The organism is Bradyrhizobium sp. USDA 10063 (assembly GCF_054063735.1).
The window spans coordinates 7043363-7068050 of the sequence record NZ_JBSSGP010000002.1 but is presented as its reverse complement, the minus strand read 5'-3'; the positions used below and the strand labels follow the sequence as shown (position 1 = coordinate 7068050).

The 24688-nt window shown below is 62.8% G+C and carries 26 protein-coding genes; 12 read left to right on the top strand and 14 right to left on the bottom strand.

Annotated features, from left to right (window positions below):
* Nucleotides 1-212: 212 nt before the first annotated feature.
* The gene (locus ACVJGD_RS35355) at nt 213-533 is read left to right on the top strand and encodes a hypothetical protein (RefSeq protein WP_456638531.1); all 321 of its coding nucleotides are present in this window, start codon (nt 213-215) and stop codon (nt 531-533) included.
* A gap of 79 nt (nt 534-612) precedes the next feature.
* Nucleotides 613-852, top strand: coding sequence for a hypothetical protein (locus tag ACVJGD_RS35350; RefSeq protein ID WP_456638530.1), 240 nt, complete (start codon nt 613-615; stop codon nt 850-852).
* A gap of 112 nt (nt 853-964) precedes the next feature.
* Here ACVJGD_RS35350 and ACVJGD_RS35345 read toward each other — a convergent pair whose 3' ends face one another.
* On the bottom strand, nt 965-2377 hold the full coding sequence (locus tag ACVJGD_RS35345) for a tyrosine-type recombinase/integrase (protein WP_456638529.1): 1413 nt from the start codon (nt 2375-2377) through the stop codon (nt 965-967).
* Nucleotides 2378-2924: 547 nt separating this feature from the next.
* Nucleotides 2925-3731 carry a lytic murein transglycosylase gene (locus tag ACVJGD_RS35340; protein WP_456638528.1) on the bottom strand — a complete coding sequence of 269 codons (807 nt, stop codon included), beginning with the start codon at nt 3729-3731 and terminating at the stop codon, nt 2925-2927.
* 233 nt (nt 3732-3964) lie between these two features.
* On the opposite strand from ACVJGD_RS35340, the gene ACVJGD_RS35335 reads away from it, so the two are divergent.
* The 4 genes from ACVJGD_RS35335 (at nt 3965) to ACVJGD_RS35320 (ending at nt 5960) form a co-directional block, all read left to right on the top strand.
* Complete coding sequence (locus ACVJGD_RS35335; RefSeq protein WP_456638527.1) at nt 3965-4321, top strand: DUF6152 family protein; 357 nt, start codon at nt 3965-3967, stop codon at nt 4319-4321.
* A 6-nt stretch (nt 4322-4327) separates the two neighbouring features.
* Nucleotides 4328-4816 (top strand): hypothetical protein, encoded by a 489-nt coding sequence (locus tag ACVJGD_RS35330; RefSeq protein ID WP_456638526.1) that lies wholly within the window; start codon nt 4328-4330, stop codon nt 4814-4816.
* Nucleotides 4817-4829: 13 nt separating this feature from the next.
* Entirely contained in the window at nt 4830-5402 is a 573-nt protein-coding gene (locus ACVJGD_RS35325; RefSeq protein ID WP_456638525.1) for a histidine phosphatase family protein, read from the top strand.
* Between the two features lie 162 nt (nt 5403-5564).
* The gene (locus ACVJGD_RS35320; RefSeq protein ID WP_456640480.1) at nt 5565-5960 is read left to right on the top strand and encodes a hypothetical protein; all 396 of its coding nucleotides are present in this window, start codon (nt 5565-5567) and stop codon (nt 5958-5960) included.
* Between the two features lie 125 nt (nt 5961-6085).
* Here ACVJGD_RS35320 and ACVJGD_RS35315 read toward each other — a convergent pair whose 3' ends face one another.
* From ACVJGD_RS35315 to ACVJGD_RS35305, 3 genes are all read right to left on the bottom strand, one after another.
* Nucleotides 6086-6562: a hypothetical protein gene (locus tag ACVJGD_RS35315; protein ID WP_456638524.1), complete on the bottom strand. Its 477-nt coding sequence runs from the start codon at nt 6560-6562 to the stop codon at nt 6086-6088.
* A gap of 138 nt (nt 6563-6700) precedes the next feature.
* Nucleotides 6701-6970 carry a DUF2442 domain-containing protein gene (locus ACVJGD_RS35310; RefSeq protein WP_456638523.1) on the bottom strand — a complete coding sequence of 90 codons (270 nt, stop codon included), beginning with the start codon at nt 6968-6970 and terminating at the stop codon, nt 6701-6703.
* Nucleotides 6960-7187, bottom strand: coding sequence for a DUF4160 domain-containing protein (locus ACVJGD_RS35305; protein WP_456638522.1), 228 nt, complete (start codon nt 7185-7187; stop codon nt 6960-6962). The genes ACVJGD_RS35310 and ACVJGD_RS35305 overlap by 11 nt, the downstream gene beginning before the upstream one ends.
* A 225-nt stretch (nt 7188-7412) precedes the next feature.
* Between ACVJGD_RS35305 and ACVJGD_RS35300 the strand changes: the two genes are divergently transcribed.
* Entirely contained in the window at nt 7413-7649 is a 237-nt protein-coding gene (locus ACVJGD_RS35300; protein WP_130226563.1) for a hypothetical protein, read from the top strand.
* Nucleotides 7650-7758: 109 nt separating this feature from the next.
* Here ACVJGD_RS35300 and rpoD read toward each other — a convergent pair whose 3' ends face one another.
* Nucleotides 7759-9891 carry an RNA polymerase sigma factor RpoD gene (gene rpoD / locus ACVJGD_RS35295; protein WP_456638521.1) on the bottom strand — a complete coding sequence of 711 codons (2133 nt, stop codon included), beginning with the start codon at nt 9889-9891 and terminating at the stop codon, nt 7759-7761.
* A 342-nt stretch (nt 9892-10233) separates the two neighbouring features.
* Nucleotides 10234-12225 carry a DNA primase gene (gene dnaG / locus ACVJGD_RS35290; protein WP_456638520.1) on the bottom strand — a complete coding sequence of 664 codons (1992 nt, stop codon included), beginning with the start codon at nt 12223-12225 and terminating at the stop codon, nt 10234-10236.
* A gap of 167 nt (nt 12226-12392) precedes the next feature.
* On the opposite strand from dnaG, the gene ACVJGD_RS35285 reads away from it, so the two are divergent.
* Nucleotides 12393-12947, top strand: coding sequence for a chlorite dismutase family protein (locus tag ACVJGD_RS35285; protein WP_456638519.1), 555 nt, complete (start codon nt 12393-12395; stop codon nt 12945-12947).
* Nucleotides 12948-12953: 6 nt separating this feature from the next.
* Here the strand turns inward: ACVJGD_RS35285 and ACVJGD_RS35280 are convergent, their stop codons facing one another.
* Genes ACVJGD_RS35280 through ACVJGD_RS35270 form a run of 3 tightly spaced genes read right to left on the bottom strand, consistent with a single transcriptional unit; the run spans nt 12954 to nt 15093 of the window.
* Nucleotides 12954-13352: a gamma-glutamylcyclotransferase family protein gene (locus tag ACVJGD_RS35280; protein WP_456638518.1), complete on the bottom strand. Its 399-nt coding sequence runs from the start codon at nt 13350-13352 to the stop codon at nt 12954-12956.
* Between the two features lie 32 nt (nt 13353-13384).
* On the bottom strand, nt 13385-14197 hold the full coding sequence (locus ACVJGD_RS35275; protein WP_456640479.1) for a transglutaminase-like domain-containing protein: 813 nt from the start codon (nt 14195-14197) through the stop codon (nt 13385-13387).
* Nucleotides 14197-15093, bottom strand: a complete 897-nt coding sequence (locus tag ACVJGD_RS35270) for a transglutaminase family protein (protein WP_456638517.1) — start codon at nt 15091-15093, stop codon at nt 14197-14199. The genes ACVJGD_RS35275 and ACVJGD_RS35270 overlap by 1 nt, the downstream gene beginning before the upstream one ends.
* Nucleotides 15094-15196: 103 nt before the next feature.
* On the opposite strand from ACVJGD_RS35270, the gene ACVJGD_RS35265 reads away from it, so the two are divergent.
* Nucleotides 15197-15994: an N-formylglutamate amidohydrolase gene (locus ACVJGD_RS35265; RefSeq protein WP_456638516.1), complete on the top strand. Its 798-nt coding sequence runs from the start codon at nt 15197-15199 to the stop codon at nt 15992-15994.
* A 9-nt stretch (nt 15995-16003) separates the two neighbouring features.
* On the opposite strand, the gene ACVJGD_RS35260 is transcribed toward ACVJGD_RS35265, so the two are convergent.
* Entirely contained in the window at nt 16004-16630 is a 627-nt protein-coding gene (locus ACVJGD_RS35260; protein WP_456638515.1) for a nucleoside deaminase, read from the bottom strand.
* A 596-nt stretch (nt 16631-17226) separates the two neighbouring features.
* Between ACVJGD_RS35260 and ACVJGD_RS35255 the strand changes: the two genes are divergently transcribed.
* Nucleotides 17227-17559: a hypothetical protein gene (locus tag ACVJGD_RS35255; protein ID WP_456638514.1), complete on the top strand. Its 333-nt coding sequence runs from the start codon at nt 17227-17229 to the stop codon at nt 17557-17559.
* A 332-nt stretch (nt 17560-17891) separates the two neighbouring features.
* Here the strand turns inward: ACVJGD_RS35255 and ACVJGD_RS35250 are convergent, their stop codons facing one another.
* The 3 genes from ACVJGD_RS35250 to ACVJGD_RS35240 all read right to left on the bottom strand — a co-directional run bounded on the left by ACVJGD_RS35250 (nt 17892) and on the right by ACVJGD_RS35240 (nt 22833).
* Nucleotides 17892-19481, bottom strand: a complete 1590-nt coding sequence (locus tag ACVJGD_RS35250) for a class I adenylate-forming enzyme family protein (protein WP_456638513.1) — start codon at nt 19479-19481, stop codon at nt 17892-17894.
* A 237-nt stretch (nt 19482-19718) separates the two neighbouring features.
* Nucleotides 19719-21341 (bottom strand): FAD-dependent monooxygenase, encoded by a 1623-nt coding sequence (locus ACVJGD_RS35245; protein WP_456638512.1) that lies wholly within the window; start codon nt 21339-21341, stop codon nt 19719-19721.
* 31 nt (nt 21342-21372) lie between these two features.
* Nucleotides 21373-22833: an MFS transporter gene (locus ACVJGD_RS35240; RefSeq protein WP_456638511.1), complete on the bottom strand. Its 1461-nt coding sequence runs from the start codon at nt 22831-22833 to the stop codon at nt 21373-21375.
* Between the two features lie 143 nt (nt 22834-22976).
* Here ACVJGD_RS35240 and ACVJGD_RS35235 point away from each other — a divergent pair, with 143 nt between their 5' ends.
* Nucleotides 22977-23882 (top strand): LysR family transcriptional regulator, encoded by a 906-nt coding sequence (locus ACVJGD_RS35235; RefSeq protein WP_456638510.1) that lies wholly within the window; start codon nt 22977-22979, stop codon nt 23880-23882.
* Between the two features lie 238 nt (nt 23883-24120).
* Nucleotides 24121-24648, top strand: coding sequence for a cupin domain-containing protein (locus tag ACVJGD_RS35230; RefSeq protein ID WP_456638509.1), 528 nt, complete (start codon nt 24121-24123; stop codon nt 24646-24648).
* Nucleotides 24649-24688: the final 40 nt, after the last annotated feature.

Genomic DNA, 24688 nt, shown 5'->3' with positions numbered 1-24688 from the left:
TGTTGTGGTGGGGAAGGCGTCGGAGCTACTCCCGGTCGTAGTGTTGAAAACTGGCGCCATGGTTGCGCGATACGCTTGACCGAGGCGGTTAGGATCGCGCTGTATCGGTCGGCACCCCGGATGAGGAGTGATGGGCAGGGAGAACCAACGTGTTAACAGCACAAGAGATTTCGGAAGCTAAGAAGCGCGTCCGTTACAGCAACGAGAAGCCCTTGCACGAGCATGACGATTGTATCCGAATTGCCTATGAATGGTTGGACGCGCAGACCAAGACCAAGGGCGTGATGCGGGACCGCCGGCCCCTTAAGCACATCATCGAGGATTGGGGCGGGCGTTATGTGTCACAGTCCGATGTCGAGGTCGCAGCCGAATTGCACCCGGAAATCAGGGGCACGTACCCTCATTTCAATATCAGCGCTCGTCTTGTGCTTCCGTCGGATGTGCGCTTGGCGACCATTCCCGAGGCGCGGACGCAACGCTACAAAATGACGGACGACGAAATCAAGAATGTATATGCCAGCCGCCGGGAGTAGGCCGATTTAGACCCGGACGGCTTGCGGAGTTTCACGCTGGTGTTCCTAAATAAAGCATGAAATGCAGGAAAGATGCCACATGAGCAAGACACTGATTGAAGCGCACGAATTGAGACGGCTTGCGCTGGCAGATATCCGCGAGCGAGAAGGCTGCGAGGGCGTGGATATCGATGTTGTTCTTGTCAGCGATCGGGTGGACAGCAATTGGGAGATTGTCCCGGTTTGCGTTGGCGATTGCGATCCGGGCACAGTCAAGCGAGCCGCGATCTACACTCGTTTCAAGCTCGCCCGTGATTACGACCTACTGACCGACGCCTGATCTGTTGGCTCCAAGTCCGCCATTTTGGCGACCTGATCGGTCCCCGCAAAGGAAAGCCCGACCCCGGCGAGCGGGATCGGGCCGATGATCGGGCAATCAGGAGCGCGGGCGGTCAGGCGACGAGCCGCAGTCCGGTGTCCGCCTGCTGCGCTGGCGCAGGCGCGCCGATGATCCGCCGCAGTTCGGCGGCGACCCCGTCGAGCACCGCGCGCCTCTGCTGCATCCGCTTCGACTGGTTATAGACGGTGCTCGTCACCCGGTTGACCCTCTCACCGTCGTCCTTGGTGACTGCATGGTCAAGACACTTGGCAATCGCGGCCTCCGAGAAGCCGAGTTCACCAGCCAGCGTCGCCGCCGTGCGGCGCAGATCATGCGGCGTGAACGGCTTCAAGCGCAGCAGTTCGCACAGACCCGGCGTCTTGGTCTTGCCCTTGCACTTCTCGTGCTTGGTGCCACGCAGCGCCGTCGCCATTGTGGTGCGGTGGATCGGCTGGCCGCGATAGACCGGACTTTCGAAGACGAACGTCTGATCCTCGCTCCCCAGCGCCTCGCGGATGATCTCGACCGCAAGGGACGACAGCGGCTGCTCGATCACCCGGCGCTTCTTGACCCGCTTGGCGGGGACGTCGAAGCGCGGCATCGGCCCGTCGAGATCGAACAATTCGTCGCGGTGGGCGGCGACTAGTTCGGCCGAGCGCAGCATGGTGACCAACTCGAACTTGATCGCCAGCCGGGTGATGCGATCCCACGGCAGATCGTCGCGATCGAGGCCGTGCCACAGCGTCCTGATCTCGTCCTCGGACAGCACCCGCTTGCGCGCGTGCTCCTTGGGCAGCTTGGGCAGGTTCCAGCAGGGGCGGCAGAATTCCGGAATGTAGCTCCGGCCCGGCTGTGCGGCCCAATTGTACAGGCCGGAGACGGCGCGGCGCATGTGGCGGGCGTTGCTCCTCGACCGCTTGCCGAACTTGCCGTCGAGGATGTCGTCGGTGAGTTTCGCGATATCGTCCCGCGTCACGTCGCTGGCGATCTTGTGGCCGAGCCTCGGCTTGACGAAGCGCCGCAGATGGCTCGCAACGTTCTTCCAGCTTTCGATCCGGGGCCGCTCCTCGCCGTCGTCCTTCATTTCGAGTTGCTGCATCCAGTTGACCCGCAATTCGATGATCTCCGCCACCGTCTTGCCGTGCTTGCCCTTGGCGGCCTTCTGCTGGCGTAACTGCTCGACCAGCGCGGCCGGATCGAGGGCCTTCAAGGCATAGACCCTGCTGCGGGCATCGTCGGTGGTGAAGGTCTCGGGATTGTAGACGCCGAGGCGGACGCTGCGCTGCTTGCCGGTGGCCGGGTCGGTGAATTTGAAATTGAAGGTGGCCGCGCCCGCCGGGATGACACTGATATAGAGACCGGGGCATTTGCGGTCGTAGAACTTGTCCCGCGCGGCGACCCGCTTCTCGCAGAGTCGGTCGGTGAGAATGACGCTGCCCCGGCGCCCGCGCTTGCCGGAGGGTACGGTGGTCGTGGTAGTATTCATGTGGTTTCAGGCTCCTAGAGGTTTGAGACCAATAGGGCCGGCCCTTGGGCTGTCGGGTCTGGTTGCGATCCCTGTCCGATGGCTTGGGGCCGGGCCCTAGATTTGGCGAAACCCGCCGAAGCGCCCCGAAACAGGCTAGTCAAAAAAGCCTATAAACAAAGGGTTTTTGTAGTTTCGGCGTGTTTCGCCGAATGCCAAAATATAGCCCACACGACTTCGCCGTCCGTGATGGGCGCGCTCGTCAGTCACACCCATCGCGTCCACCGCATCTCACCGCAACGTTCGTGACGATCGCGAGCCGCCCCTCATTCGGGTGAGACGCGCGGAGTTAAATCACTGATTTGCCCGACGACGGAAGCGGAATATTTTTCGCGTGAAGACTGGACAGACTTTTGGTGATTTGCCCGTCGGGCAATTTATGCATGGCTCGCGCTCCAACACATGCCGTCATTCCGGGGCGATGCGAAGCATCGAGCCCGGAATGACGGCGGTGGTTGTAGCAAGCAAGATGGTGGGTTACGCTTCGCTAACCCACCCCACCAAGTCATCATCGTCCCATGAGTTGATCGGCGAAATAGCCGATGGTCTTGCGGTAGATCACGGCCCTGTTCCATTCGCGCATCGCTTCGAAATTGGCGCTACCTTCCTCATAGGACGCGCCCATCTTGAAGCCGTTGGTGTGCAGGAGGTTCGCGGTGGAGGCGAGCACGTCGGGCACCGAATGGCGCAGATCGACATGGCCGTTGCCGTCGAAATCGACACCGTATTTGATGTAGGATGAGGGGAGGAATTGCGTCTGGCCGATCTCGCCGGCATAGGCGCCGATCATGTCGTTCAGGCGGAGATCGCCGCGCTGCACGATCTGCAGCGCCGAGAGCAGCTCGTTCTGGAACAGCTCGGTGCGGCGGCAATCATGCGCGAGCGTGGCGAGCACGCGGAAGACCGGCAGCTTGCCCATGTCCCCCTTGCCGTAATCGCTCTCCAATCCCCAGATCGCGACCAGGATCTGGCGCGGCACACCATATTTCTGTTCGATGCTCGCAAGCAGCGCGGCATAGCGCTGCAGCATCGCGCGCCCGGTATTGATCCGCCCGGGTCCGACGCGGGTCGCGACATATTGCTCAAAGCTCTTGCGGAACGTGCCGCGCTGGCGCCGGTCGAAGGCGAGCACGCCCGCATCCTGCTGCACGCCATCGAGCGCCTGCGAGATCACGTTCTGCGAGATGCCGGACGCGGCTGCTTCCTGCGAAACACCGGCGATGAACGTGTGGAAGTCGCCGCCACAGCGGGCAGCCCTGGCCGGGCCGGACGCGAACAGCACAAGCAGTAGGGCGGCCAGACTAAGCCTCAGCATGTCGAATTTCCTTCAAGAAAAGAACGGTCGGCGGGAACGCCGATCATGCCCGCGAAACTCACATCCGTCAAAATGCCCGCGGGACGTTTTGCCGCGCGGCCTGGCGCGCACGGTCGGCGTTTTCCTTAGCGGACTGCGACACCCTGCGCGGTCGCGCGTTTGAGCGGCGACGCAAACCAAGCTATACGGGTGCGGCGCGGCTCGGTGTTGCCCTTCATTTTCGGAGGCAGCTTATGAGATCAATCACCCGTCGTTTTTTCCTGTCGCTGGCGGCTGCCCTTTGTCCGGCAGCGGCAATGGCCCATCACGGTTGGGGCGGCTACGACACCTCCAAGGCGTTCACTGTCACCGGCGAAATCCTCAAATCCGCATTCCAGAATCCGCACTGCGAGATCGAGATGGAGGTTGGCGGCAAGCACTGGCACTTCGTGCTGGCGCCGCCCTCGCGCATGCAGGTGCGCGGAATCACGCCGGACCTTATCGCGCCTGGCAAGACCTGCACCGTGTTCGGCTATCCCCACACCAATAATCCGGACGAGGCTCGGATCGAATATATCGTTCTCGACGGCAAGCGCTTCGAATTGCGGTAGGTCAGAGTGGAACATGATCCGGCCCCGCCGATCTTCCTGGCTTTGCAGGAGAGCGCGCTGGGGCATCTGATGCGCAGCTCACCCTCGCTTTATCCCGCGGTCGAGATCCTGCACATCCTCGGCTTTGTTGTGCTGGTGGGCTCGATCCTGGCCCTCGATGTGAGGCTGCTCGGATTGGGGCGCACGATACCGATCAAGCCGATGGCGCAATTGCTGCTGCCTTTGTCGCGCGTCGGCTTTCTGCTCGCGATCGCCATGGGTTTCCTGCTGTTCAGCGCGGACGCGGCGCATGTGGTGCGCAATCCCGCGTTCCAGGCCAAGCTGCTGCTGATTGCGGTCGCGCTGCTCAATGTCGTGATCGCGCATGCCGGCCCCTGGCGGCAAGTTGCGCTGTGGGGAGGCGAAGCATCCGGCGGCGCAAAAGCCACGGCGCTGCTGTCGCTTCTGCTGTGGGTCGGCGCCGTCTGCGCCGGCCGCCTGATCGCATATTTTTAAGCGGCTTCGCCCTATGGATCGCATCCGCTTCGCCATTTTCACGATCCTCCTCGTCCTCTGCGCCGCGCCCGATATCGCAAGCGCCGGCGAGGCCGAGGCCTGGACCGCGTTGCGCGCAGGGAGGCATGTTGCCCTGATGCGCCATGCCGATGCGCCGGGCGGCGTCGGCGATCCGCCCGGGTTCAAAATTGATGACTGCGCCACGCAGCGCAATCTCAGCGCCAAGGGCCGCGCGGATGCCGCAAGGATCGGGGCGCGGCTCAGGTCGGAAGGGATTGCGGTTGCGAAAATCCTCTCCTCGCCCTGGTGCCGCTGCATGGACACGGCAACGCTCTTGGGACTGGGGCCGGTCGAAGCCGAGCCCACCTTCGGCAATGTGGTGGTGCTCAGCGATCAAACTGCGGCTCTGACCGCCGGGGCACGCGCGGTGATCGACACATGGACCGGGAGCGGTATCCTGCTTGTCGTGACGCACGGCGCCAATATTCGGGCACTCACCGGCATTTTGCCGGCGAGCGGCGAGATTGTCGTGGTCCCAACCGGAAGCGGCGGCCGCGATGCGGTCGGTCGACTGACACTTGATTGAAGCGTCGTGTATACTCCGCGCGCTCGGGCCGGATTTTAGGAACGAAGCTGGGACGATGCCGGTTGTTAATCAGAACCGGCGCGGCTTTTCAATTCGCCCGCTTGTCGGGTGAGCCGCCGTCCCTGTCGTTCGCAAATGCGGTAGACTTTCATGATGAACGACATGCAGGAAGAGGCGCCCTCGTCGCGCCAATCCTTCGTTTTCGGAGCGCCGCTATTCCGGCTGCTCGCGATCAACCTCGCCGCGGGCGCCTCGCTGGCGGTGCTGCTGGTCGGCGGCCTGCTGCTGCTCAATCCCGGCCGCCTGCGTGACCTGATCCTGGCCGATCATACGCCTGGCATCGCGCTCGGGCTGCTCCTGTTCGGCTTCATCGTCACGCTCGGCTCGAGCGCGATGGGCACGGCGATCATGATGATGGGACGGCAGCAGACGGACGGCGGCCCGCGGCGCGGGCGCGGCCAACTCGTGGCGCAGCGGGTCGCCGCGATGGCGCCGACCGAGGGCAAAAATGCTCACCTCTCCCGCTTGCGGGAGAGGTCGGCGCGTAGCGCCGGGTGAGGGCTCTCTCCACACGAGGACTCGCGGAGATACCCCCACCCCAGCCCTCCCCCGCAAGCGGGAGAGGGAGTGCGGCATCCGCCGCCGTGCAATTCGACCTGATCCGATCCCGATACTTCGCGGCCTTAATGCAGGTTAAGCAGGTTCTTCACGAGCTGCCCTGAAATGATATCCGCGAAGGACAACTTGATCTCCGGAGCGGCCGGCGGCGCCGGGCTGGCAGGCGCGACCGCGGGAGCCAGCGGTAGCGGCGGCTGCACCGCGGCGACCTTGGGCGCCTGCCGCTTGACGGCCTTCTTGGTCTTTTTCTCGATCTCGGCCGCAGGCGGAGGCGGAGGTGGAGGCGCTGCAGCGAGCGCGCGCACCGGCGGCGGTGCGCTTGGCGGCACAGCTTCGACCGGCGGCGGCGGCACAATGGTGGGCAGGCTGGTGTCCATCACGACCAATTCGGGCGGCCGCTCGAGCGAAGCGATCCGAATGGCCGGCCGCTCGACCGGGTCACCCGCCGCGTCCGTTAAGGATTGTGGCGACCACCAGTCAGCGATGTACATTAACGCAAGAAGCGATGCGCCAACCCAGGCGATGTATCGTCCGATAGGCATAACCATCTCTCGCCACCATGCTGATGTGACGAGAAGCAAAGGCCGTAATTCCTGACAGTTGGTAACCGCGGCGGGGTTTGCTGGGAAATATCGAAACGTGGTTACCGCGGAAGCGCGCGCCCCGACGGCGAAGGCTAATCATGCAGCGACGTCGCGCACTAACGTCCCGCCAGCCTCGATCTCACGCCGCAGCCAGCCTGGTGCGGCGTCGTAACCATTCGGCCAAGTCGGCGCGCCATCCTCCAGGAAGACCCGTGCAAAGAATGACGGATCACGCAATGGCTCAACCATCGGCCCACCGTGCTGAACGATGGGCTCGAAATCATACTCTCCCGCCATGCCGTCGCTGAACGACGCGCGCAGGCGGTAGCCTCCGAGGTGCTTGATCTTTGCGACTTTAATCATCATCCAGACCCGCAATCTTGACGAGCGGCTGATTGGCTCGCGCTCGGCGCCAATTATCCTCCAGTTCAGCCCTATGTGCCAGCGTCCATTGCTTGACCAGCCGCGCCGCATTGCCAGGTAAGTGTCCTTCGATAACCTCGCCGGTCTCGATCGAGACATTCGCTTCATGGCCGCTGTACGAAGCAAGAAAATGCGGCGGCGGATGATCGACGAAGAACATTCGGACCGCTATTCCATAAAAATAGGCAATTGTCGGCATTTACCACATGACCCACGAAGCGTAGTCGCTCGTCGCGGCCACGTCGAGATTCTCTCAATCCGTCCGGCGCGAGGAGAAGCAGCGCAAAGCTCAGCCTTCGGAGAACCTGCTTCGCGCAGGGCAGGCAATCGCGGCAAGGCCGTTATTTGCTTTGACAGGCGCTCCCTGATCGAGGACAAGCCGCCCATGGCCAAGAAACCCGGGACCAATCCCAAAGGCGAGTTCGCCTTTTTCAACGTCGTCTATGAAGACGGCTCCCAGCGCTCCAACCGCCGCGTGCCTGCCGAGCTGCTCGGCGGCCTCGACGGCGACGAGCCGGCGCGCGGCTTCATCATCGAGCAGGACCGCGAGATCGCCGAAAAGGCTGGCCGCCCGCCGCTCGCAATCAAGACCATCGAGCGGGTCGGGGCGAAGAAGAAATAGGCTGTTATCGCTCGCCGGGCATCACGACGGGCCGGAGAAACGAAACGGCGGGCTTTCGCCCGCCGTTCGTGGATGCCCGGGTCGAGCCCGGGCATGACGACTGTGTCGGTCAGTTATCCAAAAAGCTCCGCAGCTTCCGGCTCCGCGACGGATGCTTCAGCTTGCGCAGCGCCTTGGCTTCGATCTGGCGGATGCGCTCCCTCGTCACCGAGAACTGCTGGCCGACTTCTTCGAGCGTGTGGTCGGTGTTCATGCCGATGCCGAAGCGCATGCGGAGCACGCGTTCTTCGCGCGGGGTGAGCGAGGCCAAGACGCGCGTGGTGGTCTCGCGGAGGTTCGACTGGATCGCCGCGTCGATGGGCAGGATCGCGTTCTTGTCCTCGATGAAATCGCCGAGGTGTGAATCCTCTTCGTCACCGACAGGCGTCTCGAGCGACAACGGCTCCTTGGCGATCTTCAGGACCTTGCGCACCTTCTCCAGGGGCATGCCGAGCTTCTCGGCGAGCTCTTCCGGGGTCGGCTCGCGGCCGATCTCGTTGAGCATCTGGCGCGAGGTGCGCACGATCTTGTTGATCGTCTCGATCATGTGCACGGGGATGCGGATGGTGCGGGCCTGATCTGCAATCGAGCGGGTGATCGCCTGCCGGATCCACCAGGTGGCATAGGTCGAGAACTTGTAGCCACGGCGGTACTCGAACTTGTCGACCGCCTTCATCAGGCCGATGTTGCCTTCCTGGATCAGGTCGAGGAACTGCAGGCCGCGGTTGGTGTATTTCTTCGCGATCGAGATCACGAGGCGGAGGTTGGCTTCCACCATCTCCTTCTTGGCCTGGCGCGCTTCGCGCTCGCCCTTCTGCACGGAATGTACGATCTTGCGGAATTCGCCGATCTCAAGGCCGGTGAGCGCTGCGAGCTGCTGGATGTCGTGGCGCAGGTCCTTGATGCGGTCCTTCTCGTGGTGGACGAAATTCTTCCAGCCTTTTGCCGAGAGCTTCGAGACACGGTTGAGCCAGCGCGGATCGAGCTCGGAGCCCTGGTAGTTGCGCAGGAAATCCTCGCGCGCGACGCCGTGGCTGTCGGCAAGGCGCATCATCCGGCTCTCGAACGAGACCAGCCGCTTGTTGATGTCGTAAAGCTGCTCGACCAGCGAATCGATGCGGGCCTGGTTCAGGCGCAGCGACTTCACCTCGACGATGATCTCGTCCTTCAGCTTCTTGTACTTGCGCTCCTGCGAGGGCGAGAGCGACTCGCTCTGAAGCTGGTTCGCGATGTCCTGCTCCTGCAGACGGCGCAGCTTCTTGTACTCGGACGCGATCTTGTCGAAGGTCTCGACCACCTTCGGCTTCAGCTCGGCCTCGATCGCCGCGAGCGACATCTGGTTCTCGAACTCGTCGTCGTCCATGTCGGCTTCGGCGGCGGCCTCGCCCGGATCCTTCTCCTCGACTTCTGCATCGCCGCCAGCGGGCGCAGTGCGGAACGGGGTCGGCGACGGCGGCGCGGCCGGCGGGGCGACATGGGCGGGCGCAGCCTGCGTGGTCTCGCCTTCACCCTCGGCAGCCTGCGCGCCGTCAACGTCCGGCGCCGCGATCATCGTCGGGTTGAGGCCGCCCTTGGATTCCGGGCCGGCATAGGTGGCTTCAAGATCGATGATGTCGCGAAGGAAGATCTTGCCTTCGTTGAGCTCGTCGCGCCAGATGATGATGGCCTGGAAGGTCAGCGGGCTTTCGCAGAGGCCTGCGATCATCGCCTCGCGGCCGGCCTCGATGCGTTTTGCAATCGCGATTTCGCCCTCGCGAGAGAGCAGTTCCACGGTGCCCATCTCGCGCAGATACATGCGCACGGGATCGTCTGTGCGCTCGCCCGGCTCGGATTTCTTGACCTCGGTGACGGCCTTCTGCGTGACCTCGACAAGCTCGTTGTCGGTCTCGTCGTCGGTGTCCTTGTCCTCTTCCTCGCCGTCGACGTCGTCAGCCTCGGTGACGTTGATGCCCATGTCGGAGAGCATCGACATGATGTCCTCGATCTGCTCCGGCGAGGTGGTGTCGGAGGGAAGCACTTCATTGAGCTGATCGAAGGTCACGAAGCCGCGCTTCTTGGCCTGCTTGATCATCTTCTTGACGGCAGCATCCGAGAGGTCAAGCAAGGGCGACGGCGCATCCGCCTGTTCCTTCTCGGGGGCATCCGCTGCCTTGTCGTCTTTTTCCTTGTCCTTAACCTGCAGCGTCTTTGCCTTGGTGGCCATTCATCAAGCTCCCGAAACGCGTTCCATGCGAGGCCGGCGTCGTCACGCCCCTCGCATGAATCACCGAAGTCATCACGAGCGCGACCGCATTCTCTTCGGAGAAGCGTCCCGCCCTATCTCCTCTTTCGAGCACGACTACCGGAAATACCCGCTTTTTCCGTTCGTGCCCATTGATGCGGAAAGGGCGGCGCAACCTGTCGCCACCCCTTGATCCGCCTCGACCAGTGTGCACCAATAAAGGTGCGGCAATTAAGTTTCGCTTAACCCTGTTTTTGCAGCCAAACCATGGGTTTGGCGAGTCTTTTTGCGGGCTCGGCACGGGCCGTCCGCATGATTCTTTCATCACACGCTGCGCTGGAACCGGCCCGACAGCTCACCAAATCCCTCGATCAGGGCCTCAGTGCCTTCGGCTTCTGCCATTCGTGCCTGGATGTCCCGCAACCACGCCAAGTTCGCTTCGCTGGAATCCTCAGCCAAAGCCTGCTCGGCGTCCTTCCTTTCCCTAAGTAATGCATGTGTTTTCTGATGCAAGGCAACGAGTTGCCGCCACGTGGAAAGAACATCCTCGCGTGCGGCGCCGACTTGCACGCCCCATACCGCCTGGGTCGTGATTGCCCGCTCAACCCTTTGAAGGATTTGTGAAAATCCGCCTGCCGCGAGATCGGCCCGCATTTTCTCGGCCTGCTCCTCCTCATCAGGGGAATGGTGGTGATCGTTGGCGAACGCGGCGATGATGCCGGCGCGGAGCTTGTGTGCCTCGCCGTGGGCGAGCTCAAGGGCCGCGACCTCCTCCAGATGGTCGTGCAACAGCCAGGGATGGTTGATCAGGGTCTGCAGGATCAGGGCCTCCCGGCGCGACAGCGCGCTGCGCTGGCCGCGCATGATCGGGCTATTGGCGAGCTGCGGGCTCGCCGCCTGATAGGGGCCGCGGACAAGCCCCTGGACGAGGCCGGCTGGCGGGCCGAACCGGCCGCCGCCCGGGGCGCGCGGGGTGAAACGGCGGGGTGATTCGCCGCCTTTGGCCGAGCGGAAGGGGCCGCGGCCATAGCCGCCGCGGGACGCCTCGGGGGCAAAATTGCGCTGCAGCCGCTCGGCAAAATCCTGCCGGTAGTAGCGGCGGACCACATCGTCGCGAACGCCATTGGTGAGCTCGCCGATGCGGGCCTCCAGCGCGGCGCGGCGCTCGGGGGTGGCGAAATTGCCGCCCTCGATCTCGCGCGACCAGAGCACATCGGCAAGGCCGCGGGCGGCCGAGATCACCTCCTCGATCGCGCCACGCCCGCCGGAGCGGGCGAGATCGTCGGGGTCCTGGCCTTCCGGCAACAGCGCAAAGCGCAGGCTCTTGCCGGGCTTGAGATGCGGCAGCGCCAGATCGGCGGCGCGATATGCCGCCTTCTGGCCGGCACGGTCGCCGTCGAAGCAGAGGATCGGCTCGTCGGCCATCTTCCAGAGCAATGCGAGCTGGTTCTCGGTGAGCGCGGTGCCGAGCGGCGCCACCGCGCCCGAAAAGCCGGAGGTGACCATGGCGATGACGTCGACATAGCCCTCGACCACGATCAGCAACGCGCCGTCATGGGCGGCCTGGCGGGCGGTGGCGAGATTGTAGAGGTTGTCGCCCTTGTGGAAGAGCGGGGTTTCCGGCGAGTTCAGATATTTGGCCGGGACGTCCTTCTCCAGCGCGCGGCCGCCGAAGGCGATCACGCGGCCGCGGAGATCGGTGATCGGAAACATCACGCGGTCGCGGAAACGGTCGTAAGGCACGGGGATGCCGTCGCCGGCGACGAGCAGCCCCGCCTCCACCATGTCCTCGGTCGAAATACCCTGTCCGCCCAGATGCTCCTTCAGCGCGAAACGATCAGGCGGCGCGTAGCCCAGGCGGAACTGCAATTGCGTCGCCGGTGAGATCGCGCGGTCGGCGAGATAGCCGCGGGCCTTGGCGCCGGTCCGCGAGGCTAGCGTATCGGCGAAAAACTTGGCGGCGAGCTCCATGACATCGTGCAGCGTCTTGCGGCGCTGCTCGTGGCGGGCGGCATCGGGCGTAACCGCCGGCAGCGCCATGCCGGCCATCGAAGCGAGCCGCTCGACCGCCTCCGGGAAGGAGACGCCCTCGGTCTCCATCACGAAATCGAAGATGTTGCCGTGCTTGCCCGAGGAGAAGTCGTGATAAAACCCCTTCTGGTCGTTGACCGTGAATGACGGCGTCTTCTCCTGCTGGAACGGCGACAGCCCCTTCCACTCTTTCCCCGCCTTCTTCAGCCGCACGCGCTTGCCCACGACTTCCGAGACCGGAAGCCGGGCGCGCAGCTCGTCAAGGAATTGCGGGGTGAAGCGCATGGGCGGATCTTGGGGCCAGCGTGAAAGGGTCACCGATATAGTGAGCGCGGGCTCAAAGTATCAGGATTGTCGCGATTCGCCCGGTATTCACAGGCGCGGCGGGCTTGTCGCCCCCGTCAATAACACTGGTACTTGAATGCCAGCCGGTTCCACGGTTGGATAGAGGCATGTTCACGACCTTCAGGGGCGGACAGAGCGGCGGCTGGCGCGTCACCTCGATCTCCAAGGTGAAGGGCGAGACGCTGCCGCGCGTGCCGGCGGTGTCGATCATCGCAAGCGAGGCGATCGCGCTGCCGCTGTTGCCGTCGACCACCGCCTGGCGGCTCGCCGGCGTCATCAGCTATCTGCGCTATACGAACCGTGCGGAGAAGGACCAGCTCGACGCGCAGCAGGCCGAACTTGGCCGGCCGGAGGCGAGCTGTGCGGCGCTGATCCCGATCCGGAAAACGGTCGCGTGGTGGAATCTGACGCCGGAAGAGCGGCGCGATATCTTCGAGGACAAGTCGCATCACATCGCCGGCACGCTGAAATATCTGCCCGCGATCGCGCGGCAGCTCTTCCACAGCCGCGACCTCGGCGAACCCTTCGACTTCCTCACCTGGTTCGAATTCGCGCCCGAGCACACCGCGCTGTTCGACGAACTGCTGGCGATGCTGCGCGCGACCGAAGAGTGGAGCTATGTCGAGCGCGAGGTCGACATCCGCCTCGAGCGCGAGGAGTGAGGCGGCTTACGGCTGCAGGAACCGGCCCGAGGCGATGCGCGGCAGGTGCGCGACCGGCCAATTGTAGACATAGGTCCACGCCTCGGCCCTGGTGCCGTCGGCCAATGTGAGCGGCAGCATCCGGCGGACATATTCGGTCGGCTGCGGAAAACCTTCGCCGCAGGCTTCATACATGTCGAACTCCCGCAACATTTCGTCCGGAGCGCGCAGGCGAAATAATTCGCCGTGCACGATGTCGGCGGGATCGCCCGAGAGCACCAGCGCGGGATAATGCTCCACCCGGTAGAGCCGGCCCTGGCAGCGCGCCTCACTGATGAAATCGGCATTGCCCGAGAGCAGCCGCGCCATCGGATGGTCGAAGCCGCGCATCAGGGTGCCGTAGACGAAGAGACGGTCGGAGATCATGGCTGCTTGTTATCCTGCCGCCGCCGACCGGATCAAGCTGCCACCACCTCTTCGCTGACCACGATGAACTTCGCTAGCGTCATGCGGCCGAAGCTCGTTGTCAGCGCGACGTCGGCGGCGTCGCGGCCGGTGCCCATCAGGATGCGGCCGATGCGGGGATGGTTGTGGCGGGCATCGAACGTGTACCACGCCCCGGAGAGATAGACCTGGAACCAGCCGGAGAAATCCATCGGCTCGGGATCGGGCGGCACGCCGATGTCGCCCATATAGCCGGTGCAGTAGCGCGCGGGGATGCCCATGCAGCGGCATAAGGTGAGCGCGAGATGGGCGAAGTCGCGGCAGACGCCGGTGCGCTGCTCGTAGACATCATGCGCCGACTTCATATGGTGGGCGTGCTGATAGCCGAAGGTGACGTGATGATGCACGAACTCGGTGATCGCCTGCACCCGCGCCCAGCCGGGCGGCGTGTTGCCGAACAGCGACCAGGCGATGTCGGTGAGCTTGTCGGTCTCGCAATAGCGGCTCGGCATCAGATAGAGCATCATCTCGTCCGGCAGTTGCTCGATCGGAATCTGCTGCGCGCTCGGGTTGACGACGTCAGGCAGGCCGGGATCGCGCACCAGCGCATTGCCGCGCAAGGTCACGCCGCCGGCCGGCGCCACCAGCCTGCCGCAGACATTGCCGAAACTGTCGCGATAGAAGCCGATCGGGACACCGGGTCCGGCGGTGATGGTCTCGGTGCCGATGATGTCGGAAAAGCGCGAGGGATGGATCGAGAGCATCATCACCATCGGCGTCGGCTGCGCGGCCGCATACGCAATCTCGAAGCCGACTTTGATCTCGATCATGCCGGCTCGACCTCCCTCTCCTCTTCGCCGACCGGCTCGACCGTGATCGCAACTTCCATGTTCACGAAGGCGTCCGCCAAGCCGAGATAGACGCCGTGCAGCGGGATCGCCTGGCGCGGATCGCGCGCCACGGCGACGCGGATCAAGTCGCGCGTGCCGACGATGCCATTGGTCGGATCGAACTCGATCCAGCCCGCGCTCGGCAGATAGACCTGCACCCAGGCATGCGTCGAGCCGCCGCCGACATGGCCGCTGTCTGAAGGCGTCGAGAGATAGCCGGACACGAAACGCGCGGCGATGCCGAGCCGCCGCAGCGCCTCGATCATAAAAAGCGCATAGTCGCGGCAGGAGCCCGAAGCGGTCTGCAGCGTATCGAGCGGATGCTGCGTGCCCTGCTCATGGCGCTTGCGATAGCTAAAACTTTCACGGATGCCATGCGTCATGCCGCTCAGGATCCTGAACGTCGGCGTCGGCGCTTCGGCATCGAGGAACTGCCGCGCCCAGGCCGAAATCTCGCCGTTCGGATCGGCATATTGCGGCCTGACATATTGCGAGAGGTCCGGAAACTCGTCCTCGTCATAGAGGAATGGATAGAAATAAGCGGGATCGTCAGGCGTCAGCGCGAATTCTTCGGCCGGGTTATGGTCGACGGTCGCCGTCGAGATGACCGACAGCGTGTCCGCGCGCTCGTCGAAAGCCGCGATCGCCACACTGTTGCCGAACACATCGTGGATCCAGCGCAGCGACATCGGCTGCGGCTCGATTCGGAGATCGCTCTCGACCACGCGCAGGTCATGGCTGTCGCGCGGGCTGAGCATGATGCGGTGCTCGCCGAACGCCACTGGATGGGTGTAGCGATATACGGTCTTGTGATGAATCTTGAGTAGCGGCATCGTCCGGCAATCATCGTGGCTTTCGTCCGTCTAATCTATAGTGGGCATTGCTCATTTTTAAGATCGGCGTGCCGCTTCGATAGGCAAAGTTGAGGATAACATCTTGGACACCACGACCGGTGCAACGTTCCTGCTCACGGACGAAAACGTCCCGCCGGTCCACGAACACAATGCCGATGGCCGCTCGCCGTTCCTGTTCACCTGCGATCATTATGGGCGGCTGATTCCCGGCGCGCTCGGCGATCTCGGCCTCTCCGAAACCGAGCTGACACGGCACATCGCCTGGGACATCGGGATCGCCGAAGTCGCCGAGCAATTGGCGGCGCAGCTCGACGCGCATCTGGTGGCGCAGCGCTATTCGCGGCTCGTCATCGACTGCAACCGCCCACTGCACGTCGCAGGCTCGATCCCCCTGATCAGCGAAGCCACCACGATCCCCGGCAATGAGGGATTGACGCGCGAAGCCGCGGAGGCACGGCGACAGGCGATCTTCGATCCGTATCACCGGCGAATCGATGAGATCATCGACCAGCGGCTGCACGCCGGCAAGCCGACAGTGCTGGTGTCGCTGCACAGCTTCACGCCGGTTTATGCCGGGATCGCCCGCCCCTGGCATATCGGCACGCTCTATCACCGCGACAGTGTGCTGCCGCCGCTGCTGCTGAAGCATTTGCGCCGCGAGGGCGACCTCGTGGTCGGCAACAACGAGCCCTATGCGGTCAGCGACGAGACCGACTACACGATCCCCGTCCATGGCGAGATGCGCGGCCTGATGAATACGGGAATCGAGATCCGCCAGGATCTGATCTCCGACCAGGCCGGACAGAAGGCCTGGGCGGATAGGCTGGCGCGCATCTTTGCCGAGATCGAAGCGACGTTGAGCGCGGAGAAGCTGATCTAGCGCGCATTCCTAGCTGCGCCAAAGGCGATCGATAGCCACAGCTCTAGCCAGGTTTGCGAGACTGGACCAAGGACCGAGCCGCAGACCGGTGTTCGAACTGGCTACGTGCTCTGCGTCGGAACCATGTACAAAGATCTTTCGAACCTTCATGAAATGCCAGGCAAGCGGATTTCGCTCCTGAAAGACCTTCTGGACATCCTCATGCAGGTATCCCGACAGGACAACGGGCGGCGGAGCAAACACCTCCGGCAATACTGACGACAAATGGCTGTCGGTCAGAACGTTCCATCGCGAGTTGCCGCCCATGACCGGCGATCGCAAGCTGAACACCACTCGCCCGATCCTGGTTTCGCGGATGGCGTAAGAACACATCGCGCAAGGTTCAACGGTTGAATAGAGCGTGCAGTCATCAAGGCTCGTCGCGCGGAGCTTCTTCTGGGCTAACGTGATTGCAGCCATCTCGGCGTGTCGCGTAACGTCTCGTTCGACTTTGACCATATTGAGGGATTCGCAAATGAATTCGCCTCGTCGAGCGATCACAGCCGCGAACGGATACTCCCCGCTTTGGCGCGCCGATTGCGCGAGAGTAACGCAGCGACGCATCATGATCGCATCGGACGCCTCCGAATCAAGCATGCTCCTGCCCCTCACTTAACGACTCGGATTCCGAGTTTCCCGGACCGATCTCAATCACAAGCCGATGCACGATCGGCGAGCGTTTCGGCCAAGTTAACGGACATGCGGTTGTGCTGACTATGCATAATCGGCAATTTCCGAGCCGACGCTGAAAAGACCTGCCAGAGGAGACCCCGCCAGATCTGCGCGCTCGCATTCACCAGATGCGCCCCGATAACGACCACGCACAATCGACAATTTCACTGGCCCCATCTGAGCTTGATGACTTCGAGGACGCGCTGGGGCGACAACCTCAAAGCGCGCCGCGACAAGCGTGTGTCCCTCTCCCACATGAGCACCGAGGGATAGAGGTGCCTCATTTGAAAGACGCGGCACGGTTAACGAAGACTTTGCGCCCGTGGTGGTCCGGAAGCGGCCGTCTCGCTGCTTCGCAAACATCACCTGCCGAATGTGCATAGCGCGTGCTATGCACTTCGACCAATCTCCGATCCGCAATGCCTTCGGCGAAGCAAACGCTAGCTGGTTGGCGGTGCTTGGGCGCGAGACTGGAAACCCCAGTTTGGAATAGCTGATTGTTCGAACGAAGGGAAAGTCCAATGAAACGTCTATCATTGCTTATCGGCATACTGGCCGCGCTCGCGGCTTCCAGCGCATCGGCTCAATCGATTAACCTGACCGGAATCTATACGTGCGTCGACAAGTGTCGGGGAAATCTGCCTGCCCATGTCACGCAGAACGGATATGACTTGAATCTCTTGACCGAGGCAGGCGTGCCTGCACGCGCATGGCCAGACTGGTTTTCGCCGACGAGCCGGATCTGGATTGATGCCTTCAACGAAGGCGCGGTTTACTCTCCGGATGGCGTGCTCATTCAGTTCGACAATGGGACCATCTGGCATCGAGGCTTGCCGCCACCTCGGCGAAGGTGATCTGTACTGATCGTTGCGCCGCCAGTCGTCATGGTCCGGGACACAGCTTCACGCCGGTTTACGCCGGGATCGCGCATCCCTGGGCGGACAGGCTGGCGCGGATCCTTGCCGAGATCGAGGCGACGTTGAGCGCGGAGAAGCTGATCTAGCGCGTGCACGCATAAGACGAAAGATATCGCTCCACCCCGCGCCCTTAGGAACCGCGGGGTGGAGTCCGCCGCTTCGTGCATCCGACCAAAAGCGAAGAAACGGTCGGGCAAGGTGCCGCTCAGCCGAGACGAAAATGGCAGGCGGCCCAGCCATCGCCATGCCAGTTGGCCTCTCCTGCCGAGCTACCTCTTCTGCGCGACGCGACGTGGGGGCGGCTCGCCGCCTGCGCGCGAGGGCGCGGCTTCAGGCCGAGATCCGGCGCTCTCATCTTCGCCAATCATTCGCTCCAGCGCCCTGCGGTCGACCTTGCTCAGCGCGCTGCGCGGCAACGCATCGATCACCCGCAGACCTTCGGGGACCTTATATGGTGCAAGGCGCCCCGCGACGTTCTGAAGAATCTCGGCAACGACGCCTTCCTTCGCGCCAGCCGCCAGCTTGACGAAGGCGAATACGCGCTGGCCGAGCACCGGATCAGGCTTGCCAACCGCGCCCGCCTCCTCCACTGCCGGATGGCAGGCAATCAAAGCTTCCTCGATCTCGGCGGGCGAAAGATTGGTTCCGCCACGAATGATGATGTCCTTCTTGCGCGACACGAACCAGAGCTCATCGCCCTCCCCGCGCCGCATCAGATCGCCGGTGTGATACCAGCCATTCTTCAGGCTCTGTGCCGTCGCCGCCGGGTCGTTCCAGTAGCCGACGAAGACATTCTTTCCGCGGATCACGAGTTCGCCGATCTCGCCATGCGCGACATCGCTACCATTCTCGTCCACAAGCCGAATTTGCGCATCCTCCGTAATGCGAATCACAGGTCCGGGTTGCAGTCCGAAGGTGAGCTGGCCTGCGACCTCGGTGGCTCCCCAAACGTTATAAAGGGGCGCTTTCAAGACTGCCGTGAACCGCTTCTGCAGCTCGACCGGACAAGCATCAGCTCCGGTGAGACAAACCCGCAGCGATGATACGTCGCGCGGCTTGGCCTGCTGCGCCTCGAGCATTCCAGCATACTGGTAAGGAAAGCCGAGCAGCCAGGTCGCCCGATAGCGTTCGATATTATCAAGGACCATGTCAGGGTCGGCGCTCTGCAGCATGATGAAGGACACACCGGTCTGGACAAAGCTCAGCGAGCAGAAGAGGCCGCTGCCATGTGCAAGTTGCAATGGCGAGACAACGACGTCGTCCGCTGAGAGGCCGAAATGCTTGCAGAGGAGATGCGTCCCCGCCGCAAGCGTATCCTGCGTATGCACGACGAATTTGGGCTGGCCGGTGCTGCCAGATGTGTTGATCATCACTGCGGGCTCATTTGAGGCCGGGATCGGCAAATCCGCATCCGCGGACTGTTTCAGCGCCTCCCACGATTGCACCCCGTGCGTTCCATCGGCGTCATCGAGGATCACGCGTTTCTCGTGAGGAAGGATCGCTGCATCGACCGCGGCAACATTGGGGTAGAGCGAGGACTCGCCGATATAGAGCGCAGGCTGCAGCCGCTGCAGCATGGGCGCGAGCTCGGCAAACCTGAACGCGGTGCGAAGCGGTGCCGCGATCGCACCCAGCCGGAAACACGCATAGTAGGCAACGAGCATTTCGGGCCGGTTCATCATATGCAGCACGACGCGATCGCCGGCCTTGACGCCGCCGGCCGCAAGGCCTCGCGCGACACGCTCGGATTCCTCGGCAAGCCTGCGATATGTCCACACGTTTTCTTGAAAGATGAAAGCCGTGCTTTCAGGCCGGGATTGCGCGCGCTGCATCAGCATTTCGGTCGGAAGGACCGTCATTGGAATCTCCCATGGGCATCAGGTGATTCCAAAGCTGATCGCGTCTCATTACCGCGCGATTTCAATCCGGAGAAAGAGGACTGCAGTTGTAAGAAACGCGCGTGATGTCACTTGGACATCACGTCATGTTGCATTGCTGTGGACTGGAAACAAGCTCCGGCATGTGTGTTGGTAGCCCGTTGCCTCCAACGGCCGCTGGAGCCGCCAATATCCGCTCTCAGATAAAGCGGACACCGATCATGCCATCGCCGGCACTCTGTCGAGCAGGCGATCGAGCGCGGCGCGCAAGACTTCGTGAGGATTCGATGCGCCTGAACGGCTGCGCCAGGCGACATATCCGTCCGGCCGGACCAGCACCGCACCATCAGCGTCTACGCCGTACGCCTCGCGCCAATCGCCGTCGCGATCGATCAGGTCGCCATCCTTGCCGATCGTAAAGGCCGTGAGTGCCGGCCACGACAGGTCGATCGCCCGAGCGGCCCGTTTCCACGCATCGCCGCGGCTGCCGGCGAGCAGCACGAAGCCAGCGCCGAACAGGTCAAGGGTCGAGATTTTCTCGTCGCCGCGGTCGAGCCAGACATGGGGCGCGCGGCTGCCCGGCCGCGCGGATTGCACATAGTCGGTGACGGGATCGTCGGCGGCCGCCGATGGCGTGCCATCCGACAGCGCCGCCGTCGATTCGTAGCAGGCGCCAAAGATCAGCCCCTGCTCGTTGAGGAATTCGCGCCGCGGCAGCACATTGCTTTGCCGCGCCGTGCGTCCCATCGAGAGCGCATTGGCAAGCGAATTCTGTGTGACGATCTGGGCGATGGGTTGGCGCTCGGCGTGATAGCTGTCGAGCAGCTTTTCGTCGGCGTTGCCGCGCAGCACAGCCGCGATCTTCCAGGCCAGATTGTGAACGTCCTGAACCCCGGTGTTGAGGCCAAAGCCTCCGGTCGGCGGCATCTCGTGTGCCGCATCGCCGGCCAGGAAGACGTTGCCGACGCGATAGCGTTCGGCAACGATCGCAGAGGCCTGCCATGGGCTGATTCCCAGCACAGCGACGTCGAGATCGGGGATGCCGACACCTTTACGGATCAGATCGGCGCAGAACTCCGCTGTGAAGTCCTCGGCCTTCCAGCCGAATTGTGTCGGGCTGTGAATCAGAAATCCCCAGCGATCCCGACCATTGATCGTCAGGAAGGTAGCGCGCAGGTCCTCTTGCTCGACAAAGTAAAGTGCGGCAGGTCGATGCTCGACCCATTGGGCGAGATCGGCGCGGAACAGGATGTTGACGCTGTCGTAGACCCTCTCTGTGCCGAGCATGCTGACGCCGAGCGCGCGGCGCACACGGCTTTGCGCGCCTTCGGCCGCGATCAAATAGCGCGCCGTGAAAGGCGTCTCGGCGCCCGTCACGCGATCAGTCAATATCCCCGTAACCACGCCTGGCTGTTGGCTGAATGCCGTCATTTCGGTGTTGAAGCGGAGCGTTCCCGGTCCCGCCTGCTCGGCAAAGCGACGGATGACCGGCTCGAGGTCATCCTGGGCGCAGAGGCAATTCTTGACCGGTGTCACCGCCAGGTTCTTCGCGATGGCACGACCGGGCACCCGCCGCTCGATCTCCTTGCCCGCGAGGGTCTCGACCCAGACGATCAGGCCGGTACTGCCTTCCGCGAGCCCGGCCTCACGAATCGCTCCGTCAATGCCGCATTGCCGGAAGATTTCCATTGTGCGCGCATTGATGCCGCGGGCTTTCGGCAGGATCGCGGTGCCGGAATGACGTTCGACGAGCAGCGAACGCACGCCGTGCTGCGACAGCAGCAATGAGGCGGTGAGCCCGACCGGTCCGCCGCCAGAAATCAGAACAGGGATGTGCCGCATCTTTGATCCTTTTTCTTCAGCCCTGCATGAATTAGTGGAGTTCCATCGGCTTGCCGTGGGGCTCCTGGCGAAAGGCGAGGATCGCGATCAGCGCCGCCAGTTCACAGGCAGCCAGGAACAGGAACGCCGGCGCGACCGCGTCGGTCGTCGCTTTTGGCGAGACCACGTCGTTGCTGCCCGCAATCAGTGCCAGGCAGATCGGGCCCAGGATCTTGCCGACACCATTTGAGGCCTGCGCCAGCCCGAACGCGCGGCCGCCGAGCGAGACCGGAAACACTTCGACCACATAGGGCGACATGTTGGAGAACTGGCCGCTGTAGAACGCGGCTCCAACAATCACGAGGATTGCAAACACCGACCAGCCCGCAACGAATTCGCGATAGAACCAGAAAATCGCCAGCATGGTCAGGGTGGAGACCAACGTGCCGACGATGGCCGCGCCGCGGCGCCCGATATGGAGCGGCAGCACCGAGAACAGCACGCGACCGAGCATCGAGGCGATGCTCGCATAGACAAAGTAATGCGCGGCCTCGTGCGCCGTGATCTTCAGCAATTGGGACAGGATGGTGGGTCCCCACAGGATCACGCCATAGGTGCCGGTGGAAATCCCGATCCAGATCACGACGACCCACCAGAAGCGCTCCTGGTCCTGTAACAGCTCGGCCATCGATCCCGACTTCCGGGCCGGTTCAATCACGTTCGGCAGAGCGAAGCTGGTCTCGGGCACGCCGAGCAGTTTCGCGGCCTCGCGTCGCGCCTCGGCATTGCGGCCGCGCGACAGCAACCAGCGCACCGATTCCGGTGCGATCAAGGCGATCAAGAGCGAGGTCACGATAGGCAGCGCGCCGGTAGCCGCGACGCCTCGCCAGCCGATCACCGGCAGCAGGCTTGCGGAAATCATTGCCGCGAACATCGTGCCGAGCGCGACAGGAACCACCATCATGCTGGAGACGAATGTGCGGTAGCGCGTCGGCGTTATCTCCACGACAAGCGGATTCTGCGCCGTTGTCGCCGCCATCGAGCCGCAGCCGACGACGAAACGCAGCAGCGAAAACTGAATCCAGGCGCCGTCCGGGATCAGCGCGCACCCGGCCGCGCCCAGCGAAAACAGCAGGCCACCGCCCCAAATCATCCGCTTGCGTCCGACGATGTCGGCGATCTGTCCGCCGATCAGCGAACCGACGATGGCGCCGATGCCGGACGACAGCAGCATCACCGCGCTCTGCCCGTAGGTGAGATGCCAGCCCGGCGCCAGCACCGACACCAGGTATCCGACCAGGAAGAAATCGTAGAACTCGAACATCTCCTGCAGGACGACGAGCCCGATCGTTGCGAAATAGCGCGGCGTCAGTCCCGATCTCTCGATCGAGCTGAGCCAGTCCTGCGCATTGCCTTTGGAAGGATCGTGGGTTGCCCGCTGGATGGCGCCATGGGCATTCGCCTCAACGGCGCCTTGAACGGCGCTTTGGGCGTCGAGCGTCACGTCGGCCATTTCTCTCCCTGGACGCCCGACTGCCGCTGTCATGCGCAGCGATTCTTAGAGTGCCGGGTGATCCGAGATAAAATTACCACTGGTCCGTTGATTGCGATAATATTGAATTATCATCAGTGTGATCGAAAATCGGCATCACCGAAATGGACCTGCGCCAGCTCCGCTATTTCATCCAGGCCGCGCGGCGCCAGAACTTTCGCAAGGCCGCCGACGATCTGCGCATCGCACAGTCGGCATTGACCCGGCAGATCCAGTTTCTGGAGCAGGAGCTTGGCTTTCTGCTGTTTGATCGCGTCAAGCGCGAGGTTCGGCTGACCGCATCGGGCCAGCGCCTGCTCGAACGCTCGCAGCACATCCTGGGCGAAGTCGAGCGACTAAAGGAGACGCTGCAGACGGAGGCGCATGTGCCGAGCGGGCCTGTCTCGCTTGCGGCGCCGCCGTCCATCGGACGATTGCTGTTCACCAGGCTGGCGCAGATCTTTCTGAAGTCATATCCGAAGGTGACGCTCAGCCTGCTTGATGGCTGGACATCGAATGTTCTGGGACAGCTCCGGCGCGGCGAACTCAGCCTCGCCATCGTAACCGACCCGCAGCCCGATCCTCTGCTCGAGTATACGCCTCTCTTTACCGAGTCGATCTATCTTGTCGGTCGCCCCGATGACATGCGCCTTAGGAAACGAAGTCTCGAGATCAAGAGCCTCGGGGATTTTCCGCTGGTCATGACCAACAAGAGCAATCGGTCACGCCAGTTGATCGAGAACTCCGCGGCGCGCGAGGGAGCCCGGCTCGACATCCACCTCGAATTGGAGAGCCCGGACACCTTGCGGCAACTGCTGCTGAGCGGACGGGTCTATGGGCTCTTGCCGCATTCTTCGATTTTTCACGATGCGGAGGCTGGACGGCTCGGTGCCGTGCCGATCAGGGGCTTGGCCATGACGCGCTACCTCGCAAAGAGCTGCAACGAAGCGAATTCCATTGCCCGCGAAACCCTGGAGAAGACCACATTGATCGAGATGCGCGCGCTGGCGAGCCGGGTCGGCACCAGATAGAAATCCAGCCCCGGTCAATTCCGCGCCAGGTCACCTTGGAGCATGATCCGATCAGATCGAATCGGCTGCGGATTGGTCAGGTTCGGATTGCGATCTATTTCAAGTGTAACCAGCAACGTCGAAGCCGAAACGCCTGTGTAACATGTGTGAGTGAGTCTCGGAGCAATGCTGCGGTCAACGGGCGGACGTCACCCCGCAAGTTTGTTGCCTGCAGCGTCATGCAAGAGGCCTCTGAACGATGTCCGACAATCTCGACCTGAATAATCATCGGCCGACGCGCGCGACCGATGCCAGGGAAGTGCTTTCCCCGCAGAAACACCTGCGGCCGAGGAACGAGTATCTCACGGAAGTCTCCAATGATGAAGGCGATTACTGTGTCATACGATGCACCCTGCCCGCGGGGGCGGTTGTGCCGATGCATAGTCACGCCGACCGAGAGACGTTTTACGTGGTGTCCGGAAAGGTGGACGCTCTGAGGGGAGATCGGTGGGAGACGCTTCGATCAGGCGACGTCTTCGATGTGCGAGACGGGGCCAAGCACGCCTGGAGAAACTCCTCGCAGGAGGCCGCTTCGATGCTCTGCGTGACAACAACAAAGGTGGTCCAGTTTCTGCAAGAGATCTCGATTTCAGACGACGATGCGTCGCCCGAAGAGCATGCTCGGCGCTTCCTCGAACTTGTCCGTGCAAACGGGTATTGGCTGGCAAGCCCCGAAGAGAATGCCGCCGTAGGGCTCGACGTCAATTGGAGCGGGCTTCGCGATTGACTGCGGCGGTCTCTTGGGTTTGAGCACCGACTATGGCGGC

Excerpts from the sequence above, each read along its gene's own strand:
- ACVJGD_RS35250 (WP_456638513.1), bottom strand. The coding sequence starts at position 19,481 with ATGACGGTCCTTCCGACCGAAATGCTGATGCAGCGCGCGCAATCCCGG.
- ACVJGD_RS35280 (WP_456638518.1), bottom strand. The coding sequence starts at position 13,352 with ATGATCTCCGACCGTCTCTTCGTCTACGGCACCCTGATGCGCGGCTTC.
- ACVJGD_RS35270 (WP_456638517.1), bottom strand. The coding sequence starts at position 15,093 with ATGCCGCTACTCAAGATTCATCACAAGACCGTATATCGCTACACCCAT.
- ACVJGD_RS35320 (WP_456640480.1), top strand. The coding sequence starts at position 5,565 with ATGCAGGAAGAGGCGCCCTCGTCGCGCCAATCCTTCGTTTTCGGAGCG.
- ACVJGD_RS35350 (WP_456638530.1), top strand. The coding sequence starts at position 613 with ATGAGCAAGACACTGATTGAAGCGCACGAATTGAGACGGCTTGCGCTG.
- ACVJGD_RS35235 (WP_456638510.1), top strand. The coding sequence starts at position 22,977 with ATGGACCTGCGCCAGCTCCGCTATTTCATCCAGGCCGCGCGGCGCCAG.
- ACVJGD_RS35305 (WP_456638522.1), bottom strand. The coding sequence starts at position 7,187 with ATGTTCTTCGTCGATCATCCGCCGCCGCATTTTCTTGCTTCGTACAGC.
- ACVJGD_RS35325 (WP_456638525.1), top strand. The coding sequence starts at position 4,830 with ATGGATCGCATCCGCTTCGCCATTTTCACGATCCTCCTCGTCCTCTGC.
- ACVJGD_RS35285 (WP_456638519.1), top strand. The coding sequence starts at position 12,393 with ATGTTCACGACCTTCAGGGGCGGACAGAGCGGCGGCTGGCGCGTCACC.
- ACVJGD_RS35310 (WP_456638523.1), bottom strand. The coding sequence starts at position 6,970 with ATGATGATTAAAGTCGCAAAGATCAAGCACCTCGGAGGCTACCGCCTG.
- ACVJGD_RS35240 (WP_456638511.1), bottom strand. The coding sequence starts at position 22,833 with ATGGCCGACGTGACGCTCGACGCCCAAAGCGCCGTTCAAGGCGCCGTT.
- ACVJGD_RS35335 (WP_456638527.1), top strand. The coding sequence starts at position 3,965 with ATGAGATCAATCACCCGTCGTTTTTTCCTGTCGCTGGCGGCTGCCCTT.
- ACVJGD_RS35260 (WP_456638515.1), bottom strand. The coding sequence starts at position 16,630 with ATGCTTGATTCGGAGGCGTCCGATGCGATCATGATGCGTCGCTGCGTT.
- ACVJGD_RS35230 (WP_456638509.1), top strand. The coding sequence starts at position 24,121 with ATGTCCGACAATCTCGACCTGAATAATCATCGGCCGACGCGCGCGACC.
- ACVJGD_RS35340 (WP_456638528.1), bottom strand. The coding sequence starts at position 3,731 with ATGCTGAGGCTTAGTCTGGCCGCCCTACTGCTTGTGCTGTTCGCGTCC.
- rpoD (WP_456638521.1), bottom strand. The coding sequence starts at position 9,891 with ATGGCCACCAAGGCAAAGACGCTGCAGGTTAAGGACAAGGAAAAAGAC.
- ACVJGD_RS35345 (WP_456638529.1), bottom strand. The coding sequence starts at position 2,377 with ATGAATACTACCACGACCACCGTACCCTCCGGCAAGCGCGGGCGCCGG.
- ACVJGD_RS35245 (WP_456638512.1), bottom strand. The coding sequence starts at position 21,341 with ATGCGGCACATCCCTGTTCTGATTTCTGGCGGCGGACCGGTCGGGCTC.
- dnaG (WP_456638520.1), bottom strand. The coding sequence starts at position 12,225 with ATGCGCTTCACCCCGCAATTCCTTGACGAGCTGCGCGCCCGGCTTCCG.
- ACVJGD_RS35255 (WP_456638514.1), top strand. The coding sequence starts at position 17,227 with ATGAAACGTCTATCATTGCTTATCGGCATACTGGCCGCGCTCGCGGCT.
- ACVJGD_RS35315 (WP_456638524.1), bottom strand. The coding sequence starts at position 6,562 with ATGCCTATCGGACGATACATCGCCTGGGTTGGCGCATCGCTTCTTGCG.
- ACVJGD_RS35300 (WP_130226563.1), top strand. The coding sequence starts at position 7,413 with ATGGCCAAGAAACCCGGGACCAATCCCAAAGGCGAGTTCGCCTTTTTC.